This window comes from Delftia sp. HK171, from assembly GCF_001886655.1.
GTDB lineage: Bacteria > Pseudomonadota > Gammaproteobacteria > Burkholderiales > Burkholderiaceae_C > Comamonas > Comamonas acidovorans.
In genome coordinates, this window is sequence record NZ_CP018101.1 from 4,743,935 (window position 1) to 4,761,568 (window position 17,634).

The window sequence follows — 17,634 nt, forward strand, 5'->3', positions numbered from 1 at the left end:
CAGGAAACCTATGCATGCAATACACGATTTCAGGCCGACCATGGCCGCAAGTATCTCTACACTCTTCCTCTGGAACAAACGAAAATTGCTGCCGCAAACACTGCATAAAACTCATGAATTACCGACGCCTGACGCCCTCCATGTCCCTGCTGCTGGTCTTCGAGGCGGCCGCGCGCCACGAAAGCTATGCGCGTGCGGCCGAGGAGCTGTCGCTCAGCCAGAGCGCCATCAGCCGGCAGGTGCAGACGCTGGAGGCGCAGCTGGGCATCAGCCTGTTCCGCCGCGAGGGGCGCACGGTGCGCCTGACCGACGTGGGGCGCCGCTACTTCATCGACCTGGGCGCCGCGCTGGGCCGCATACGCAGCGCCACCCTGCAGGCCATGTCACGCCAGTCCGGCGGTGGCACGCTCAACCTGGCCACCCTGCCCACCTTCGGCTCCAAATGGCTGCTGCCGCACCTGCATGGCTTCTACCAGGCGCAGCCCGGGGTGACGATGCACATCCACTCGCGCATCGGCGATATCGATTTCGACAGCGCAGAGATAGACGCAGCCATCACCGTGGGCACGGGAGACTGGCCCGGGCTGACCGCGCATCGCCTGTACCACGAGTTTCTGGTGGCGGTGGCCAGCCCGCAGGCGCTGCAGCAGGCCGGGCAGGCAGCAGCCTCGCCGGATTGGGCGGGCCAGCAGGTGCTGCTCACGGTGGCCAGCAACCGGCAGGCCTGGAGCGAGTGGTTCACGCACTATCGGCTCGATCACCGGCAGATGCGGATAGGGCCGAGCTTCGAGCTGACCTCGCACCTGATACAGGCCGTGCTGGCAGGCATGGGCGTGGGCCTGGTGCCACGGGTGCTGGTGGAAGAGGAGATGGCGCGCGGTGAGCTGCACGTGGTGGGAGACGCCATCCCCAGCCAGCGCAGCTACTACCTGGTCTATCCCGAGAGGAACGCGACACTGCCGGCGCTGGCAGCCTTCCGGCAATGGCTGCTTGCAACCTGCGCCCAGGGTTGATTCCTGCGCAACGGCCGCTCCCCTTCAGCGGTTGGTAGCGGTTGGTAGCGGTTGGTAGCGGTTGGCGATGGCACAAAGAAAAACGGACCACAGCCAGAAGCTGTGGTCCGTATTCATTTATGGTCGGCGTGGCGGGATTCGAACTCGCGACCCCTTGCACCCCATGCAAGTGCGCTACCAGGCTGCGCTACACGCCGAAGAATTCAATTATATACAGCTTTTTGCTCTCAAATAGAAAGCAGCGCACGAATCTGCAAAAGCTCTTCACGCACGGCCTCCGGCTCCAGCGGAACGCTGGCCGCGGCATCGCCGCCGAGCAGCGGCGCGGCAGCCGGCGCCGACACCACGACACCGGCCTGCAGCGCGGGAACCACGGCAGACCCCGAGGCCTCACGCAGGCGGTTGCGCGCGCCGTTGATGGTGAAGCCCTGTTCGTACAGCAGCTCACGGATGCGCCGGATCATCAGCACTTCGTGGTGCTGGTAGTAGCGGCGATTGCCGCGCCGCTTCATGGGACGCAGCTGCGTGAACTCCTGCTCCCAATAGCGCAGCACATGCGGCTTGACGTCGCACAGATCCGCGACCTCACCGATGGTGAAGTAGCGCTTGGCGGGAATCTGGGGCAGAAGTGAAGCCATGGCAAATGTGGATGAGGTCAGGATGTGCAATGCCGCTGGTGCGCGGATGCCGATCCGGGAAGAAGGCCGAGCCTACTGCACAGCTCGCTTGCAGGCCAGCACCCTGTCGTAAAAACAGCCCATCCACCGCAAGGCAGACAGGCTGACGACAGCTGGACCACGGCAAGCCGGGCCCCGGGGACGACCCTTCAGGACGCGGAGCCCGTCGTGCCTTCCTGGATCTGCTCCTTGAGCTTGCTGCTCGCATGGAAGGTCACGACGCGGCGTGCCTCGATCGGAATGGCCTCGCCCGTGCGCGGGTTGCGCCCCGGACGCGGCGCCTTGGTGCGGATCTGGAAGTTGCCGAAGCCCGACAGCTTCACATCCTCGCCCGTCACCAGGCTTTGCGAGATCAGCTCGAAGAACGCATCCACCATTTCCTTGGATTCGCGCTTGTTCAGGCCGATCTCGTCGAACAGCAGGTCCGCCAGCTGCGCCTTGGTCAGCGCGGGCGAATCAAGACTTTCCACCGTCAGTTCCATCACGGGATCTCCTTTCACGGCATGGGCCTTCCATCAGGCGCGCAGGCGCGCGCCCAGGCGTTGCTGCAGCTGTTCGAGCACGGCCTGCACGGCCTGTTCGATCTGCACATCGGTCAGCGAGCTGTCGTCATGGCCCAGCGTCAGGCGCACGGCCAGGCTCTTTTCGTCCTGCGCCAGCGCGCCCGGTGCCGCTGTCTCGCCGGCCTTGAGCGCCTTGGGGCGGAACACATCGAACAGCACGGCGGAGCGCAGCAGGCCGCCGGTCTGGGCAGCTTCCACCGCCTGCATCAGCTGGGCATGCGTGGCCTTTTCGTTCACGACCACGGCAATGTCGCGCTCCACGGCCTGGTGCTTGGCCACGGGCTTGAACACCGGCACCTCGCGCGCCAGCACGGCATCGAGCTCCAGCTCGAACAGCACGGGCGCCTGTGCCAGATCCCATTGCTGGCGCCACTGGGGATGCAGCTCGCCGATGAAGCCGATGGACTGGCCATCGAGCAGCACGCGCGCGCAGCGGCCCGGGTGCATGGCCGGATGCTCGGCCGGCTCGAACACGGGCTTGCGCGGCGCCAGCAGCGTCTCGACATCGCCCTTGACGTCGTAGAAGTCCACCTTGGCTTCGGCGCGGCCCCATTGCAGCTGCTCTCCAGCACCCCAGGCCAGGCCCGCCACGCGCATGGGCTGGTAGAAGCCCTTGACCGTGGTGTCGCTGTCAACAACGCTGTCATCCTTGAGGAAGACACGGCCCAGCTCGAACACGCGCACGCGCTCGGCCTTGCGGTCGGCATTGAACTTGAGCACCTGCATGAGCGAGCCGATGAGGCTGGAGCGCATCACGCTGAGCTGGCTTGCGATGGGGTTGAGCAGCTGGATGGGATTGGCGTTGCCGGCCAGATCCTTCTCCCACGCGGCTTCCACAAAGCTGAAGTTGATGGTTTCCTGGTAACCCAGATCGGCCAGCGCGCGGCGCACGGCGAACTGGCTGCGGCGGTTTTCGGCGCGCAGCTTGGGCGCAATGGGCGCCAGCGGCTTGGTCGTGGGCAGGTTCTCGTAACCCACCATGCGCGCCACTTCCTCGATCAGGTCTTCCTCGATGTTGATGTCGAAGCGGAAGCTGGGCGGCGTGACGGTGAGCACGCCATCGCCCTGCTCCACCGGCAGGCCCAGGCCGGCCAGCGCATCGTGGCACTGCTGCTGCGTGAGCGGCATGCCGATGACCTTGGCCGCACGCGCCACGCGCAGCGTGACGGGCTTGGGCTGGGGCATGTTGGCCTGCTGGTCGTCGATGGGGCCGCAGACGGTCTCGGGCGTGCCGCAGATCTGCAGCACCAGCTCGGTGATGCGCTCGATGTGCTCGACCGTCAGTTCGGGATCGACACCCCGCTCGAAGCGGTGGCCCGCATCGGTGGAGAAGTTGTAGCGGCGCGAACGGCCGGCAATCGACTTGGGCCACCAGAATGCGGCCTCGATGTAGATGTGACGCGTGTCGTCGGACACGGCCGTGGCGTCGCCGCCCATGATGCCGGCGAGCGACTCGACTTCGCGGTCATCGGCGATCACGCCCACCTGTCCATCCACGGTGACGGTGTTGCCGTTGAGCAGCTTGAGCTGCTCGCCTTCCTTGCCCCAGCGCACCTGCAGGCCGCCGTAGATCTTGTCCAGGTCGAAGATGTGCGAAGGACGGCCCAGCTCGAACATCACATAGTTGGAGATGTCCACCAGCGGCGCCACGCTGCGCTGGCCGCAGCGCGCCAGGCGATCGACCATCCACTGCGGCGTCTTCGCCTGGGTGTTGACATGGCGCACCACGCGGCCCGAGAAGCGGCCGCACAGGTCGGGCGCCTCGATCTTCACGGCCAGCCTGTCCTGCCCGCCCACGGCGGCAGGCGTGAACGACTGGGGCTTGAGCGGCGCGCCGGTCAGCGCCGCCACTTCGCGCGCCACGCCGTAGACGCTCAGGCAATGCGCCAGATTGGGCGTGAGCTTGAGCGTGAGCAGCGTGTCATCCAGGTTCAGGTACTCGCGGATGTTCTGGCCCAGGGGCGCGTCCAGCGGCAGCTCCATCAGGCCGCCATGGTCCTCGGACAGCTTGAGCTCGCGTGCCGAGCACAGCATGCCGAAGCTCTCCACACCGCGCAGCTTGCCGATCTTGATCAGGAAAGGCTTGCCATCTTCACCGGGCGGCAGCTCGGCGCCCACCGTGGCGCAGGGCACGCGGATGCCCACGCGCGCGTTGGGCGCGCCGCAGACGATGGTCAGCAGCTCGGGTCCGCCCACATCGACCTGGCACACGCGCAGGCGATCGGCATTGGGATGCTGCTCGGCAGCCTTGATCTCACCGACGACGATCTTGGTGAACGGCGGCGCCACGGGCTCCAGCTCCTCCACCTCCAGGCCGGCCATGGTCAGGGTGTCGGCCAGTTCTTGGGTGGTCAGCGGCGGATTGCAGAACTCGCGCAGCCAGGATTCGGGAAATTGCATATCAGACTCTTTGGCGTTGGTTCAGTCCGCGCGCCGTGGCGCTGGCGGACTCTTTGGCGAAGGCTTGCAGCCGGATCAACGGAATTGCGACAGGAAGCGGATATCGCCGTCAAAAAACAGTCGCAGATCGTTGACGCCATAGCGCAGCATGGTCAGGCGGTCAGGCCCCATGCCAAAGGCAAAGCCGATGTACTTTTCGGGGTCCAGTCCCATGTTGCGCACCACGTTGGGGTGCACCTGGCCGGAGCCGGCCACTTCCAGCCAGCGGCCGGCCAGCGGGCCGCTCTGGAACTGGATGTCGATCTCGGCGCTGGGCTCGGTGAAGGGGAAGAAGCTGGGGCGAAAGCGCAGCACCAGGTCGTCGCTCTCGAAGAAGGTCTTGCAGAAGTCGGTGAAGACCACCTTCAGGTCCTTGAAGCTGACGTTCTCACCGATCCACAGGCCTTCGCACTGGTGGAACATGGGCGAGTGCGTGGCATCGCTGTCCACGCGGTAGGTGCGGCCCGGCGCGATCACGCGGATCTCGGGCATGCCCTGGCCGGCGTCGAGCCGCTCACGGTATTTCTTGACGTGCTGCACAGCGTGGCGCACCTGCATGGGGCTGGTGTGCGTGCGCAGCAGATTGGGAGCCTGTTCCGTGCCGCCTTCCACGTAGAAGGTGTCGTGCATGGAACGGGCGGGATGGTCTTCCGGCGTGTTCAGCGCCGTGAAGTTGAACCAGTCGGACTCGATCTCGGGGCCCTCGGCCACATCGAAACCCATGGAGCCGAAGATGCCCTCGATGCGCTCCAGCGTCAGCGACACGGGGTGCAGGCCGCCCTGGCCACGGCGGCGGCCCGGCAAGGTCACATCCAGCACCTCGGCCTTCAGGTGGGCCTGCAGTTCGGCATCGGCCAGGGCCTTGCGGCGCGCGGTCAGCGCGGCCTCGATGCCTTGCTTGGCCACGTTGATGGCGGCTCCGCGCGACTTCTTCTCTTCGACGGAAAGCTGCGCCATGCCCTTCATGAGCTCGGTCACCTTGCCCGACTTGCCCAGAAACTGCGCCTTGGCGTTTTCCAGATCAGCGGGGGTTTGTGCCTGCGCGAACAGCTGCTGCGCGCTCTCGACCAGAGAATCCAACTCGTTCATATCGACTCTTTATCGACTGTGAAAAGAAACAAGGGCTAGCAGCCTTTTCAAGCCCTAGCCCTTGCTGTTTGCGCTGCAGACCATCACGAGGATGGCCGCAGACCGTTATCTCAAGCAGCCAGCTTGGCCTTGACTTGATCAACGATGCTGCTAAACGCAGCCTTGTCGTGCACCGCGATATCGGCCAGCATCTTGCGGTCGATCTCGATGGCTGCCTTCTTCAGGCCGTTGGCGAACTGGCTGTATGTCAGGCCCAGTTCACGTGCAGCGGCGTTGATACGGGCGATCCACAGACGGCGGAACACGCGCTTCTTGGCACGGCGGTCACGGTAGGCATATTGCCCAGCCTTCATCACCGCCTGCTTGGCGATGCGGAAGACATTGCCGCGGCGGCCGCGGAAACCCTTGGAAAGGGCCAGAACTTTTTTGTGACGGGCGCGGGCCGTTACACCACGTTTGACGCGAGGCATGTGTTTTCTCCTTGTTCGTCAGTGAATTACAGGCCAGCCATCGGCAGCATTTGTGCGATAGAGCCCATGTTGGTCTCATGCACAGACACTGCACCACGCAGGTGACGCTTGTTCTTGGTGGTCTTCTTGGTCAAGATGTGACGCTTGAAGGCTTGACCGCGCTTGACGGTGCCACCGGGACGAACGCGAAAACGCTTCTTCGCGCTGCTCTTGGTCTTCATTTTGGGCATTTGAATGCTCCTGTTGTTTGTGCTCGTGAGGCGGCTCGCAACACTGCGCGCACTTGCTGGCCCCGAGACACTTCTGTGCCAGCCCGAAGGCCGGCAAGAACAAGGGACATGGAAACCATGTCCCTTGCATCGCACGCCCCGCGCAATCGACTCGCGCACGGCCTGCAAATTCTGTCGCCCCTCAACGAAGGGCGAAACCGCGATTATGCCTTATCAGCCACCGCAGGTGCAGCAGAAACTTCTGCCGGCTTGCCGCCAGCTGTGGGCTTCTTGCGCGCAGGGGCGATCATCATCACCATCTGGCGGCCTTCCAGCTTGGGGAACTGCTCCACCTGGATGGAATCCGCCAGATCGTCACGCAGACGGTTCAGCAGGTCCAGACCAATCTGCTGGTGCGTGATTTCACGACCGCGGAACCGCAGCGTGATCTTGCACTTGTCACCATCGGCCAGGAAACGGCGGATGTTGCGCAGCTTGATGTTGTAGTCGCCGTCGTCGGTACCAGGGCGGAATTTCACTTCCTTGATTTCGATGACGGTCTGCTTGGCCTTGGCTTCGGCAGCCTTCTTCTGTTCAAGGTACTTGAACTTGCCATAGTCCATCAACCGGCAGACAGGTGGAGTGGCAGTGGCGGCAATTTCCACCAGATCCACGTCCAGCTCGCCCGCCATGCGCAGCGCTTCCTGCAGAGGCACGATGCCCAGCGGCTCGTTCTCCGGGCCGGACAGACGCACTTCAGGCGCCATGATTTCACGGTTGAGACGATGCTTGCGCTCTTCACGGTGGCGCCGATCACGAAATTCAGTAGCTATGGTTCTCACCCTTGGATTTAAGTTGCTACAACAGCGTAGCCGCTTGTGTGCAGTACACGCAAGCGGCTACCGCCTTTGGAGATGCTCCATCAGGCCTTCGCCGCGATGTCCTTGGCCACGAGTTCAATGAACGCATCAACCGACATCACACCGAGGTCCTTGTTGCCCCGTGCGCGCACTGCCACTGCACCAGCGGCCTTCTCCTTGTCGCCAGCAACAAGGATGTAAGGCAGCTTTTGCAACGAATGCTCCCGTATTTTATACGTAATCTTTTCGTTGCGCAGATCTGTCGCCACCCTAAGGCCTTGATTCGGAAATGCTTTTTGCAGCTTTTGTGCGACTTCCCGCACATAGTCCGCCTGCGCGTCGGTGATATTGAGCACGGCGGCCTGCACGGGAGCCAGCCAGGTCGGCATGGCGCCAGCGTGCTGCTCGATGAGAATGCCGATGAAACGCTCCAGGCTGCCGACGATGGCACGGTGCAGCATCACGGGGCGATGGCGGTCGCCATCCTCGCCCACGTACTCTGCATCCAGGCGCTCGGGCATGGAGAAATCCACCTGGATGGTTCCGCACTGCCACTGGCGGCCGATGGCGTCCTTGAGCGTGTACTCGATCTTGGGGCCGTAGAACGCGCCATCGCCGGGCGAGATCACGTACTCGCAGCCCGAAGCCTCCAGGCTGTTGATCAGCGCCGCTTCTGCCTTGTCCCAGCTTTCATCGGAGCCGATGCGAGCCTCGGGGCGCGTGGCGACCTTGTAGATGATGTCGCTGAAGCCGAAGTCCGCGTAGACCTTTTGCAGCAGCGTGGTGAAGGCCAGCACTTCGGGCTGGATCTGGTCTTCGGTACAGAAGACGTGGCCGTCATCCTGCGTGAAGCCGCGCACGCGCATGATGCCGTGCAGGCCGCCCGTGGGCTCGTTGCGGTGGCACTGGCCGAATTCGCCGTAGCGCAGCGGCAGGTCGCGGTAGCTCTTGATGCCCTGCTTGAAGATCAGGATGTGGCCAGGGCAGTTCATCGGCTTGAGCGCATAGTCGCGCTTTTCCGACTCGGTCGTGAACATGTTCTCGCGGTACTTGTCCCAGTGACCGGTCTTCTCCCACAGGGTCTTGTCCAGGATCTGCGGACCCTTGACTTCCTGGTAGCCGTTGTCGCGGTACACGCGGCGCATGTACTGCTCGACCTCTTGCCACAGGGACCAGCCCTTCGGGTGCCAGAACACGGTGCCCGGCGAATGCTCGTCGATGTGGAACAGATCCAGTTCGCGGCCCAGCTTGCGGTGGTCGCGCTTTTCAGCCTCCTCCAGCATGTGCAGGTACTGCTGCAGGTCGTCCTTCGATGCCCAGGCCGTGCCGTACACGCGCTGCAGCATCTCGTTACGATGGTCGCCACGCCAGTAGGCCCCAGCCACCTTCATCAGCTTGAAGAACTTGAGCTTGCCGGTGCTGGGCACGTGCGGGCCGCGGCACAGATCCTCGAAGCTGCCTTCGCGGTACAGGCTCACATCCTCATTGGAGGGGATGCTGGCGATGATCTCGGCCTTGTAGTTCTCGCCGATGCCCTTGAAGTACGCAACGGCCTCGTCACGCGGCAGCACGCGGCGCACCACGGGCTCGTCCTTGGCGGCCAGTTCGGCCATGCGCTTTTCGATGGCGACCAGGTCCTCTGGCGTGAAGGGGCGCTTGTACGAGAAGTCGTAGTAGAAACCGTTCTCGATCACGGGACCGATGGTGACCTGGGCATCCGGGAACAGTTCCTTGACCGCATAGGCCAGCAAGTGGGCCGTGGAATGGCGGATCACCTCCAGGCCATCGGGGTCCTTGGCCGTCACGATGGACAAGGGCATGTCCTTGTCGATGACGAAGCTGGTGTCCACCACCTTGGCGTCCTCGCCAGCCCCCACCTTGCCGGCCAGTGCCGCTTTGGCAAGGCCCGTGCCTATGGATGCGGCCACTTCGGCCACGGTGACCGGGCCGGGGTACTCACGTTGCGAACCATCGGGAAGCGTAATGTGGATCATGGGATTCCTAAAATATTTCTCAGGGGGCGCGCATCCCCCAAAAGCAAAAAGCGCGGAGCCAGGTCCGCGCTTTCTTGGGGTCGAGTGAATCTCGTGCAGGCGCGAACCGCCAGCCGCTAGCGGCCGGTGTACATCTCCGATGTAGTTCGCGGTGTCATAACCATGATGCCTTTCTCGCCCTTGTCAGTTGTTGTCAATTGAAAACTTCCGCCATTTTAACCCCAGCAAAGAAAAAGCGCCCGAAGCACAAGCCCCGGACGCTTTCTCACCCCTATCTACCTGAAGTTGCACTCACCGAAGCCGCGCTTCAGTGGAATTGCTCCTCTTCCGTGGAGCCGGTCAGTGCCTTGACGCTGGACGAGCCGCCCTGGATCACCGTGGTCACGTCGTCGAAGTAGCCTGCACCCACTTCCTGCTGGTGCGACACGAACGTGTAGCCTTGTTCGCGGGCTGCGAATTCGGGCTCCTGCACCATGTTCACGTAGTGCTTCATGCCTTCGCCGTTGGCGTAGGCGTGGGCAAACTTGAACGTGTTGAACCAGTTGATGTGGATGCCGGCCAGCGTGATGAACTGGAACTTGTAGCCCAGCGCAGACAGGTCTTCCTGGAAGGAGGCGATCTGGCTGTCGTTGAGGTTCTTCTTCCAGTTGAACGAAGGCGAGCAGTTGTAGCTCAGCAGCTTGCCTGGGCAGGCGGCATGCACGGCCTGGGCGAACTCGCGGGCAAAGCCGATGTCGGGCACGCCGGTTTCGCACCACACCAGGTCGGCATAGGGCGCATAGGCCACACCGCGGCTGATGGACTGCTCCATGCCATTGCGGACACGGTAGAAGCCTTCCTGTGTGCGCTCGCCGGTCAGGAACGGCTTGTCGTTGGCGTCGTGATCGGAGGTGATCAGGTTGGCGGCTTCAGCATCGGTGCGGGCCAGCACGATGGTAGGCACGCCCATCACGTCAGCGGCAAAGCGGGCGGAGATCAGCTTCTCGACGGCTTCCTGGGTGGGCACCAGAACCTTGCCGCCCATGTGGCCGCACTTCTTCACAGCAGCCAGTTGGTCCTCGAAGTGCACGCCGGCTGCGCCAGCGGCAATCATGTTCTTCATCAGTTCGAAAGCGTTGAGCACGCCGCCAAAACCGGCTTCCGCATCGGCGACGATAGGCAGGAAGTAGTCGATGAATTCCTTGTCGCCGGGATTGATGCCACGGCCCCATTGGATTTCGTCGGCACGCTTGAAGGTGTTGTTGATGCGGCGCACCATGGTGGGCACCGAGTCATAGGCGTACAGCGACTGGTCGGGGTACATGGTTTCGCTGGTGTTGCCATCGGCAGCCACCTGCCAGCCCGACAGGTACACCGCTTCCAGGCCAGCCTTGGCCTGTTGCATGGCCTGGCCTGCGGAGATGGCGCCAAAGGCATTCACATAGCCCTTCTTGGCACCGCCGTTGATCCTGTCCCAGAGCAGTTCCGCGCCACGCTGGGCCAGCGTGTATTCGGGCTGCAGGCTGCCGCGCAGGCGCACCACGTCGGCGGCGCTGTAGCCGCGCTTGACGCCCTTCCAACGGGGGTTCTGCGCCCAGTCTTTCTCAAGGGCGGAAATCTGCTGTTCACGGCTCAGTTGCTGGGTCAGGGATTGGGGCATGTTGCTCTCCTGGGAGGTGGTTGAAACAAGCGGCTTTCTTGCGTCGGCCTTGGGATCAAATTTAAGTCTTATAGAAGACCTCATCAACATCTTGTGTCTTATACAAGACTAAATTTTTCATCATATAAATCAACGAGTTATTTTCATATTTTTCAATATGAAATCACATTTCTCGTATTGAGAAAAATTGGCGCATTGCAGCATTTCAATATTTCACAATGCAAAACATGAATTCCATGCCATGAAAAGTCACCACAGCATGGCAAGCGTCCGCGACAGGCACATGTCACGCACACCGGACGCGCTCACAGGTACCATCGCGCGTTCAGGTGGCGCTCCCGCCTCTCAAACCTGCACTTGCCGTGAACACCTCCCATCGCAGATCTGCCTATGCCTGCCTGGCGCTGAGCATGTCCCTGGTCGGCAGCTATGTCGCCCTCTCCAAGCCTCTGGCGGCCATTTTTCCGGTGCTGCTGCTGGCCTGGCTGCGCTTTGGCATCGGGGCCATCGCCATGCTGCGCTGGCTGCGCAAGCCGGCTGACGAGGCACCCCTGTCTCGGCGCACGCAGGGCCTGCTGTTTCTTGAGTCGCTGTTCGGCAACTTTCTCTTCACCATCTGCATGGTGACTGGCGTGAGCCTGACAAGCGCCGTCACGGCCGGCGTGACCATGGCTGCCATCCCTGCTGCCGTGGCCTTGATGAGCTGGCTGTTTCTGCGCGAACGCGTGGCTGCGCGCACCTGGCTGGCCATTGCGCTGGCCGTGGCGGGCATCGGCCTGTATGCACTGTCCCGCCCGGACGCTGGCGCCGCCTCGGCAGCATCAGCCTCACCGCAGGCGTGGCTGGGGCAGATGCTGCTGGTCGGCGCCGTGCTTTGCGAGGCGTTCTACGCCGTCATAGGCAAGCGCCTGACCACATCCCTGGGACCCAAGCGCATCACATCCATCGTCAATCTCTGGGGATTTGCGCTGTCTACGCCCTTCGGGCTGTATCTGGCGTGGCGCTTCGACTTCGGCAGCGTGGCATGGAGCATCTGGGGTCTGTTGCTGTTCTACGCCCTTGCCGCCTGCGTGTGGACCGTGTGGTTGTGGATGACAGGCTTGCGCAACGTGCCAGCCTCCCAGGCCGGCACCTTTACGGTACTGCTGCCGATCAGCGCTGCCGTGGTCGGCATGTGCGTGCTGGGCGAACGGGTCACATCCATGCAGGCGCTGGCCTTTGCGATCGCCCTGCTGGGCATTCTTGTGGCCACCTGGCCGGGCAGAAAACGCCTTGCACAACACCCTTCCGCGAGCGGTGCCAGCCCCTTCTGAAAACGCCGCCGCCGACGGCCAACCTGCCAGTGCGGCCCTCGAAAGCGAGCCAGAATGCAAAAACTCCTCAAAAAACAGCGCCACAGCAACAAATCGAGGCAAAAATTTGACGGGTAAGCTTGGAAGAGCGTTTTTTTCCCATTAGCATCAGCCTGCCAGTGGATAGCGACGGTTTTTCGCTGGTAAAGAATCCACTCCATACTAGGAACAAGCAACATGGCAACTGCAAAGAAGGCAACGGCTGCTCCGGCAGCTCCCGCAAAGAAGCGCACTCCCAACGCCGCCTTCATGAAACCCCTCACCCCCAGCCCCGCTCTGGCTGCCGTGGTGGGTTCCACTCCCCTGCCCCGCACCGAGATCATCAGCAAGCTGTGGGTCTACATCAAGGCCAACAAGCTGCAAGACGCTGCCAACAAGCGCATGATCAACGCCGACGCGAAGCTCAAGGAAGTGTTCGGCAAGCCCCAAGTCTCGATGTTCGAGATGGCTGGCCTGATCGGCAAGCACGTCAAGTAATCCTCGGGCCTGCGCCACGACGGATGAAAGCCGGCCCCTGGGCCGGCTTTTCTTTTTTCCGGGATGCCATCTCCTCTTCTTGCCGAAGATGCTGCACACCGACAACATTCCAATGCCATGAGTCAAGTGCCCGTGCTGCAAGCCGTTCCCGACGGCATCATCAATCTGGCCGACCACGAGGCGCATGCGCGGCAGCGGATGGACGACAACGCCTGGGCCTATTTCTCGGGCGGCGCGGCCGATGAGCGCAGTCTTGCGGCAAACCGCAGCGCCTGGGACGCGCTCACACTGTGGCCGCGCGTGCTCCGCCCCCTTGCAGGCGGCCATACCCGGCTTCAGTTGCTGGGCAGGGAGCTGGCCTGCCCGCTGCTGGTGGCCCCCATGGCCTTTCAGCGCATGGCCCATGCGGACGCAGAGCTTGCAACGGCCTATGCCGCAGCGGCGCTGGGGGCGGGCATGGTGCTCAGCACACAGGCCAGCCTGCCGCTGGAGACAGTGGCACAGGCAGCACGGCTCACGCCTGGCCATGGCCCTTTGTGGTTCCAACTCTATCTGCAGCATGACCGTGGCTTCACCACGCAACTGATCAAGCGCGCAGAGGCCGCAGGCTACGAAGCGCTGGTGCTGACGGTGGACGCGCCCACCAGCGGTGTGCGGGACCGTGAACGCCGCGCGCGCTTTTGTCTTCCGCCGGGAGTGTCTGCCGTCAATCTGCAGGGGATGGCGCCACTTGCAGCCATGCAACTCGCACCAGGCCAAAGCCCCCTGTTCGACGGCCTGCTGCACCATGCACCTACCTGGGATGACGTCGCCTGGCTGCAGCAGCAGACACGGCTGCCGCTGCTGCTCAAGGGCGTGCTCCACCCGGCCGATGCGCTGCAGGCCGCGAGATTGGGAGTAGCGGGCATCATCGTCTCCAACCATGGAGGGCGCACGCTGGACACCGCACCGGCAACCGCAACAGCCCTAGCCCGCGTGGCCAGGGCCGTGCGCGGCGCGGGCCACGAGCTTCCCTTGCTGGCCGACGGGGGCATACGGCGCGGCACAGACGTGCTCAAGGCGATCGCCCTCGGGGCGACGGCGGTTCTGATAGGCCGCCCCGTACTCTGGGGGCTGGTCAATGCGGGCGCCGCCGGCGTGGCCCATGTGCTCAGGTTGCTGCGCGATGAACTGGAGATCGCCATGGCGCTGACAGGGTGTGCCACCCTTGCCCAGGCCACTGTGGAACTACTGGATACCGAGTAAAGCCGAGCGCCATACAGCCCTACAGACAACCAAGAATTGCAAATGCGATGAATTCTCATTTATAATTTTTCATCCTATCAATAGCCAGCCACTACTGCCTGTAGCCATGATCGTCTGTGTATGCCGCCGGGTTTCCGACCGTGAGATCGCACGCCACGCTCATGCGGGCATGAGCTTTGACGAGATCCAGTTCGAATTGGGTATCGCCATGCAGTGCGGCCGCTGCGAAAGCTGCGCCCGGGATGTGGTGGCGCAATGCTGCGCCAGCCAGCCCGTGGCGGCCATCCACAACGAGGTCGCGGCCCAGACCGTCCAGCTTGCCAACAACATTCTGGAGAGCAAAGCATGGTCCTCCTCTCAGCACTTGTCGGCAGCCTGATCCTCGTCGTTACATGCACCTGGTGGATTCTGCGCAGCTGATACTCCGTCTTCCGAGCGACAGCACCCGGCTCCCATACGCTGACCGCTCCTTCTGTCTCTATGTCCCAGTCTGATCGTTTTGGCCCCCCGGGGGCCTTGGCCGTAACGTGGCCATCGCGGGTTCGGTCGTGGTCTTGCATGCAGCAACCCTTTGGGCGATGCAGCATGGCCTGCTCCAGCGCGCACCCGAAGAGGTCATCGTGCCAGCCCAGGTGATTGCGGAATTCATTTCGCCACCCGCTCCCGAGCCCGAGGCACCCAAGCCCCCTCCTCCACCACCACCTCCCAAACCGCAGCCGGTCGTGAAGAAGGCACCGCCGCTGCCCAAGGCCATTGCCGACCCCAAGCCTGCACCTGCGGCGCCGCGCGGCACGCTGGACGACGAGCCCAAGCCCGTGGTGGAAGCACCGCCGGCACCGCCCGCCCCTCCTGCGCCGCCAGCGCCTCCCGCTCCCCCGGCGCCACCGGCTCCGCCCAAGATCGAATTGCCGTCCAACAACGCGGCCTACCTCAACAACCCGGCCCCCAACTACCCCGCCATCAGCAGGCGCATGGGGGAACAGGGAACGGTCACGCTGCGCATTTTCGTGGACGCGCAAGGCCTGCCTCAAAAGATCGAGGTCAGCAAATCCAGCGGCTACGACCGTCTGGACCAGCAGGCCGTGGACGGCGTCAAGAACTGGAAATTCGTCCCCGGCAAGAGCAACGGCACGCCAACCCCCATGTGGGTCACCGTCCCGGTCAAATTCACCCTCAATTGATTCTCAGGAGTATCCATGGATTCCCAATTCGGCATTGCCCACGTCTGGACGCAGGGAGACTTCGTCACCCGTGCCGTCGCCATCATCCTGCTGGCCATGTCGGTGGCCTCTTGGCTCGTGATGATCATCAAGGCCCTGGACATCGTGAAGTTCAAGAAGCTGGCGCGCAACGCCCAGGACTTCTGGCACAGCCCCGACCTGGCCAGCGGCCTGGAAAAGCTGGGCGATGACCGCTCCAACCCCTTCCGCTACCTGGTGCTCGAAGGCCGCGAAGCCACCGCCCACCACCGCAAGACCAGCGCCCACCTGCATGACACGCTGGACATCAGCGACTGGGTGACCCGCTGCATGCGCAACGGCATCAGCGAGTTCACCGCTCGCCTGCAATCGGGCCTGGCCATTCTGGCTTCCGTGGGCTCGACCGCTCCCTTCATCGGCCTGTTCGGCACCGTCTGGGGCATCTACCACGCGCTGGTCGCCATCGGCCTGTCCGGCCAGTCCTCGATCGACAAGGTCGCGGGTCCCATCGGTGAAGCGCTGATCATGACCGCCCTGGGCCTGGCCGTGGCGATTCCCGCCGTGCTCGGCTACAACGCCGTGGTGCGTGGCAACAAGTCCATCCTCAACGCCCTCAACAGCTTTGCCCACGACATGCACGCCTACTTCGTGACCGGCGCCCGCGTGTCCATCGACGGCAAGGAAGCCGGCAACGTGCTGCCGCTGAAGAAAGGCGCGTAAGCCATGGCATTCGGAACAATGGACGATGACGGCGAAGAGGTGATGAACGAGATCAACATGACGCCGCTGGTCGACGTCATGCTGGTGCTCCTGATCATCTTCATCATCACCGTGCCGGTGATGAAGCATTCGGTGAACGTGGACCTGCCCCGCGCCACCAACCAGCCCGAGGACGTCAAGCCCGCCACCGTGCGCCTGGCTGTCTCCGCCGATGGCCAGTACCACTGGAATGGCGTTGCCGTCAGCGATACGCAGTTCGAGGAGAACCTCAAGGCCGAGGCGGCCAAGGAGCCGCAACCTGACCTGCATATCCAGGGCGACAAGGAAGTGCGCTACGAGCGCGTGGCCCAGGCCATGGCCGCCGCGCAGCGTGCAGGCGTGCGCAAGATCGGCTTCGTGACGGACCCGGCCAAGTAGGCCGTGGCAGGCATTCCTTGCCTGGCGATCAACGACAACGGCCCTTCGGGGCCGTTTTTCATTCTCTTTGCGTTGGCAGTGCATCGGGTCGCAGGGATAGGACTGGTCCCAGAAACCACAATGCGAGTAAGTCTCACTTGATTTTCAATTGAGAATTGTTATCATTCACAAAACTTTCCAATTTTTGAGGAATTCCCTGCATGTCTGCCACTTCCGCCGCCACCTCGCATCTGTCCGGCAACTCCAACGCCCAGGCCTTTGCAGCGCTGCAGGCCGCAGCATCTGCAGCCCTGACCGGGGCCGCCAGCGGACTCGACAGCACCTTGCTGCTCAATGGACAAAAGGCTGTGACCATCGTGCACAACGGCACGCCCTACCGCCTGCAGGCCACCAAGCTGGGCAAGCTCATCCTGACCAAATAAGCAAGATTCCGGCCGTCGTCGGATGCCCGACCGGCGGCTTCTTCGTTTCATCGTGGGGCGACCTTGGGACTTCCAGTCTCAGAGGTCGATTAGCCAGCCAACAAAATCTTCGGATTTTGCGTAGCCAAGCATTTTTTCCCCGCGCTGCAGCGCAGATTGACCAAAGAAAAAGCCCCTGTCCATCGGCACAGGGGCTTTTTCTTGGTTGCATGGATCAGTCCCCAGGGACCGATTCATGCAGCATGGGTGCACAAGGAGCTATTACAGGCCCAGAGCAGCAATGCCGGCGCTGGCAACCTGCGCATCCTCGCTGGCCTTGACGCCGCTGACGCCCACGGCGCCCAGGCATTGGCCGTCCTTCATGATGGCCACGCCACCTTCGAGCAGGCCGTCCAGCGTGGGCGCGCTCAGGAAGGCCGTGCGGCCGTTGTTGATCATGTCTTCATAGCCCTTGGTATCGCGGCGGCCCAGGGCCGCCGAGCGGGCCTTGGACGGAGCGATGTGGGCCGACACGGCGGCGGCGCCATCCAGGCGCTGCAGCCACAGCAGGTGGCCGCCGTCATCGACGATGGCAATGGTCACGGCCCACTTGTTCTTCAGCGCCTCGGCTTCTGCGGCGGCGGCAATGGCCTTCACGTCGGCCAGTTCGAGTTCATGCTTGGTCTTCATAAGATTCCAATTATCCATTCCATCACAAATGTCCTATAAGCATAGCAATCGTATGAGGACTGACAATGCATGCGCAGAACAAAACATTCGAAACCAAACCATGGCGGCGGCTCGGGGTATTGCAAGTCGCGCGCAAGCCGCCACCTAGAATGGGCAAGTCGCAACAACACTCCTTCGGAG

Annotated in this window: 18 protein-coding genes, 1 tRNA gene and 1 pseudogene; 9 read left to right on the forward strand and 11 right to left on the reverse strand. The window is 62.8% G+C overall.

What is annotated here, in order from left to right; all coding sequences use genetic code 11:
• Positions 1–14 precede the first annotated feature (14 nt).
• Positions 15–1,013 (forward strand): LysR substrate-binding domain-containing protein, encoded by a 999-nt coding sequence (locus BO996_RS21245; protein ID WP_071956347.1) that lies wholly within the window; start codon positions 15–17, stop codon positions 1,011–1,013.
• A 120-nt stretch (positions 1,014–1,133) separates the two neighbouring features.
• Here the strand turns inward: BO996_RS21245 and BO996_RS21250 are convergent.
• The 10 genes from BO996_RS21250 to aceA all read right to left on the reverse strand — a co-directional run bounded on the left by BO996_RS21250 (position 1,134) and on the right by aceA (position 10,953).
• Positions 1,134–1,210 (reverse strand) — tRNA-Pro (locus tag BO996_RS21250).
• 30 nt (positions 1,211–1,240) lie between these two features.
• Entirely contained in the window at positions 1,241–1,651 is a 411-nt protein-coding gene (locus BO996_RS21255) for a MerR family transcriptional regulator (RefSeq protein WP_013801679.1), read from the reverse strand.
• Between the two features lie 188 nt (positions 1,652–1,839).
• Positions 1,840–2,172, reverse strand: coding sequence for an integration host factor subunit alpha (locus BO996_RS21260; protein ID WP_012206409.1), 333 nt, complete (start codon positions 2,170–2,172; stop codon positions 1,840–1,842).
• A 33-nt stretch (positions 2,173–2,205) separates the two neighbouring features.
• Positions 2,206–4,653: a phenylalanine--tRNA ligase subunit beta gene (gene pheT, locus BO996_RS21265; RefSeq protein WP_071956348.1), complete on the reverse strand. Its 2,448-nt coding sequence runs from the start codon at positions 4,651–4,653 to the stop codon at positions 2,206–2,208.
• A 75-nt stretch (positions 4,654–4,728) separates the two neighbouring features.
• A complete protein-coding gene (pheS, locus tag BO996_RS21270; RefSeq protein WP_012206411.1) occupies positions 4,729–5,781 on the reverse strand; it encodes a phenylalanine--tRNA ligase subunit alpha in 1,053 nt (350 codons plus the stop codon).
• Between the two features lie 110 nt (positions 5,782–5,891).
• Positions 5,892–6,251, reverse strand: a complete 360-nt coding sequence (gene rplT / locus BO996_RS21275) for a 50S ribosomal protein L20 (protein ID WP_012206412.1) — start codon at positions 6,249–6,251, stop codon at positions 5,892–5,894.
• A gap of 26 nt (positions 6,252–6,277) precedes the next feature.
• Positions 6,278–6,481, reverse strand: coding sequence for a 50S ribosomal protein L35 (rpmI, locus tag BO996_RS21280; protein WP_012206413.1), 204 nt, complete (start codon positions 6,479–6,481; stop codon positions 6,278–6,280).
• A gap of 203 nt (positions 6,482–6,684) precedes the next feature.
• On the reverse strand, positions 6,685–7,302 hold the full coding sequence (infC, locus tag BO996_RS21285; RefSeq protein ID WP_012206414.1) for a translation initiation factor IF-3: 618 nt from the start codon (positions 7,300–7,302) through the stop codon (positions 6,685–6,687).
• A gap of 80 nt (positions 7,303–7,382) precedes the next feature.
• Positions 7,383–9,314: a threonine--tRNA ligase gene (gene thrS, locus BO996_RS21290; protein ID WP_071956349.1), complete on the reverse strand. Its 1,932-nt coding sequence runs from the start codon at positions 9,312–9,314 to the stop codon at positions 7,383–7,385.
• 307 nt (positions 9,315–9,621) lie between these two features.
• Entirely contained in the window at positions 9,622–10,953 is a 1,332-nt protein-coding gene (aceA, locus tag BO996_RS21295; protein ID WP_013801675.1) for an isocitrate lyase, read from the reverse strand.
• Between the two features lie 362 nt (positions 10,954–11,315).
• Here aceA and BO996_RS21300 point away from each other — a divergent pair, with 362 nt between their 5' ends.
• The 8 genes and pseudogenes from BO996_RS21300 (at position 11,316) to hemP (ending at position 16,785) form a co-directional block, all read left to right on the forward strand.
• Positions 11,316–12,266: a DMT family transporter gene (locus BO996_RS21300; RefSeq protein WP_071956350.1), complete on the forward strand. Its 951-nt coding sequence runs from the start codon at positions 11,316–11,318 to the stop codon at positions 12,264–12,266.
• 216 nt (positions 12,267–12,482) lie between these two features.
• Positions 12,483–12,782, forward strand: coding sequence for an SWIB/MDM2 domain-containing protein (locus tag BO996_RS21305; protein ID WP_012206418.1), 300 nt, complete (start codon positions 12,483–12,485; stop codon positions 12,780–12,782).
• A 117-nt stretch (positions 12,783–12,899) separates the two neighbouring features.
• Positions 12,900–14,027 carry an alpha-hydroxy acid oxidase gene (locus tag BO996_RS21310; protein WP_071956351.1) on the forward strand — a complete coding sequence of 376 codons (1,128 nt, stop codon included), beginning with the start codon at positions 12,900–12,902 and terminating at the stop codon, positions 14,025–14,027.
• Between the two features lie 106 nt (positions 14,028–14,133).
• Complete coding sequence (locus BO996_RS21315; RefSeq protein ID WP_012206420.1) at positions 14,134–14,406, forward strand: (2Fe-2S)-binding protein; 273 nt, start codon at positions 14,134–14,136, stop codon at positions 14,404–14,406.
• A gap of 101 nt (positions 14,407–14,507) precedes the next feature.
• Positions 14,508–15,208: pseudogene (locus BO996_RS21320) on the forward strand (energy transducer TonB).
• Positions 15,209–15,223: 15 nt separating this feature from the next.
• Positions 15,224–15,946: a MotA/TolQ/ExbB proton channel family protein gene (locus BO996_RS21325; protein WP_012206422.1), complete on the forward strand. Its 723-nt coding sequence runs from the start codon at positions 15,224–15,226 to the stop codon at positions 15,944–15,946.
• A gap of 3 nt (positions 15,947–15,949) precedes the next feature.
• Positions 15,950–16,363 carry an ExbD/TolR family protein gene (locus BO996_RS21330; RefSeq protein WP_013801671.1) on the forward strand — a complete coding sequence of 138 codons (414 nt, stop codon included), beginning with the start codon at positions 15,950–15,952 and terminating at the stop codon, positions 16,361–16,363.
• A 200-nt stretch (positions 16,364–16,563) separates the two neighbouring features.
• Complete coding sequence (hemP, locus tag BO996_RS21335) at positions 16,564–16,785, forward strand: hemin uptake protein HemP (protein WP_012206424.1); 222 nt, start codon at positions 16,564–16,566, stop codon at positions 16,783–16,785.
• 261 nt (positions 16,786–17,046) lie between these two features.
• On the opposite strand, the gene BO996_RS21340 is transcribed toward hemP, so the two are convergent.
• Positions 17,047–17,454, reverse strand: a complete 408-nt coding sequence (locus BO996_RS21340; protein WP_063325750.1) for a GlcG/HbpS family heme-binding protein — start codon at positions 17,452–17,454, stop codon at positions 17,047–17,049.
• Between the last annotated feature and the right edge of the window lie 180 nt (positions 17,455–17,634).